Below are 1,913 nucleotides of genomic sequence, written 5' to 3'. Positions count from 1 at the left end.
TGAGGGTCATTGCCGAGGGTGTCGAGACAGACGATCAAGTGGCCTTCTTGCGCAAGAACAATTGCGATGAAATGCAGGGCTATCATTTCAGCAAACCGATCTCCGCCGAAGCCATCGTGAAATTGCTCAACGCGCCCGGCAACCCGATGTAAATTCCCAGCACGAGAAGGGAGGGATTCACATCGCCGGGGATCCGACCAGGCCGAGGTGGCAGGCTCACGGTCGACGCAAATAGATGGCCGGTCCGTCCGGACCAGCCATAGGACTGTACGCGCGAGCCGTCCCGCGCAGTGCGCTGTCCAGCCGCAGTCGTGTATGTCAAATCTTCGGCGCGGAGCGTGGCAGAACCATGCCTTTAGAGGTGAAGCTCAACAGGCTCTTGGATGATCGAGGCCTAGTGACTACGCGCGATCAGATCGAACGCTAGGAGCAGCAGGTTGTTGCCTGGTTTCAGAGGAAGGGTTGATGGTTGAACGAGAGAAGTTGGAACTGGAAGCTCGCCTTCTCGCACTCGAACTGGTTGTGGCCAGAATCGCGGCGATCCAGCTCATCCGCGTTTCGGACGAGCAGTTTGATGAGTTCGCTCAGTCTTGGCTCGATTCAGCCGACGAAGTCGCCTCTGTCGACGCGCCGCCCGATCAGCAGCAATTGTGGTCAGGCGCGCTCGGAGATTCGCTCCATGCCATGCTGAAACTAATTCGTGAGACGAGGGGCTTTATGCAGTCTCGCGCATAGCTTTCACTTCCCGCGCCTGCGCCCTGCGCGGTTCCGCCGGATCATCGCGTGGACGGCTTCCTTCATGGTCTGGTTGCTGCGCATCGAGCGTAAGCGCTGTTCCGAGGGCACCTTTCGCGCGTAGACGAGAGGAACGATGTTCGAGGCCCTTGAGGACTTCGACACATGACGATTTCAGAGCTTACGCTTAAGTCCAGGGATGAAGAGCCGGTTCGTCGGCTGGAGATCTTCACCGGCTCCGGTCGGCGGCGGGAATGGCTGCCGGACGAGAAGGCGCGGATCGTGGCGGAAAGCTATGAGGTCGGCGCGACCGTGAGCGCGGTGGCCCGGCGATATGCCTTGTTCCCGCAGCAGTTGTTCGCCTGGCGCCGGGCCGCTCGTCAGCCGTCGGCAACCGAAACGCTGTTTGTTCCGGCGGTGGTGACGGCGGCGCCTACGGAGCCGGCGCCGAAGCGTCCAGCACGGCCGCGGAAGCAAAAGACGGCCCGAGATGCTGGTGTCATCGAACTTGAGATTGACGGCATCGCCATGCGGGTCGGCCGTGGCGCCGACACCAGCACGGTTGCGGCGGTGATCCGTGCGCTGAAGGCAACGTCGTGATCGGGCCGACGGGTGCCGTCAAGGTTATCGTGGCGACGAAGCCGGTGGACTTTCGCAAAGGCGCGGAGGGGCTGGCCGCGCTGGTGCGCGAAACGATGGGCGCCGATCCGTTCAGCGGCGCCGTCTACGTCTTCCGGGCGAAGCGCACCGACCGGATCAAGCTGATTTTTTGCAAGCTGATTTTTTGGGACGGCACCGGCGTCTGCCTTTATGCCAAGCGTCTGGAGGATGGGGAGTTCCGCTGGCCGAAAGTACAGGACGGCGTGATGCGGCTGACGGCCGCGCAACTGTCCGCGCTATTGGAAGGGCTGGACTGGCGGCGGGTCCACGAGGCGCGCCGGACCCGCGTTCCAGTCCAGGCGGGCTGACCCGCGACGAAGTGAATCAGCCTGGAATCCGCTGTCGCTGGCTGTCAGTGAATATGGTCTGATCCGCTCATGACGATGACGGCTGACCAGCTTCCCGACGATCCGGACGCGCTGAAGGCGATGGTCCTGGCGCGCGACGTCGGGAATGCTCGTCTGATCCAGATCATCAAGGAATTGCAGCGCCACCGCTTCGGCCGAAGAGCTGAGACG

4 protein-coding genes are annotated in these 1,913 nt (G+C 62.2%); all 4 read left to right on the top strand.

What is annotated here, in order from left to right:
- Positions 1-8 precede the first annotated feature (8 nt).
- The 4 genes from DH08_RS17455 (at position 9) to tnpB (ending at position 1,703) form a co-directional block, all read left to right on the top strand.
- The gene (locus tag DH08_RS17455) at positions 9-152 is read left to right on the top strand and encodes an EAL domain-containing protein (RefSeq protein WP_428338527.1); all 144 of its coding nucleotides are present in this window, start codon (positions 9-11) and stop codon (positions 150-152) included.
- Between the two features lie 313 nt (positions 153-465).
- A complete protein-coding gene (locus DH08_RS17450; RefSeq protein ID WP_192180462.1) occupies positions 466-735 on the top strand; it encodes a hypothetical protein in 270 nt (89 codons plus the stop codon).
- A gap of 165 nt (positions 736-900) precedes the next feature.
- Positions 901-1,335 carry an IS66-like element accessory protein TnpA gene (gene tnpA / locus DH08_RS17445; RefSeq protein WP_192180460.1) on the top strand — a complete coding sequence of 145 codons (435 nt, stop codon included), beginning with the start codon at positions 901-903 and terminating at the stop codon, positions 1,333-1,335.
- Positions 1,332-1,703, top strand: a complete 372-nt coding sequence (gene tnpB / locus DH08_RS17440) for an IS66 family insertion sequence element accessory protein TnpB (protein WP_192180458.1) — start codon at positions 1,332-1,334, stop codon at positions 1,701-1,703. The genes tnpA and tnpB overlap by 4 nt, the downstream gene beginning before the upstream one ends.
- Positions 1,704-1,913: the final 210 nt, after the last annotated feature.

Source organism: Mesorhizobium amorphae (genome assembly GCF_014843845.1).
In the GTDB taxonomy this organism is placed as follows: Bacteria; Pseudomonadota; Alphaproteobacteria; order Rhizobiales; family Rhizobiaceae; genus Mesorhizobium; species Mesorhizobium amorphae_A.
This window is presented reverse-complemented; position numbering and strand designations above follow the sequence as displayed.

Excerpts from the sequence above, each read along its gene's own strand:
- tnpA (WP_192180460.1), top strand. The coding sequence starts at position 901 with ATGACGATTTCAGAGCTTACGCTTAAGTCCAGGGATGAAGAGCCGGTT.
- DH08_RS17450 (WP_192180462.1), top strand. The coding sequence starts at position 466 with ATGGTTGAACGAGAGAAGTTGGAACTGGAAGCTCGCCTTCTCGCACTC.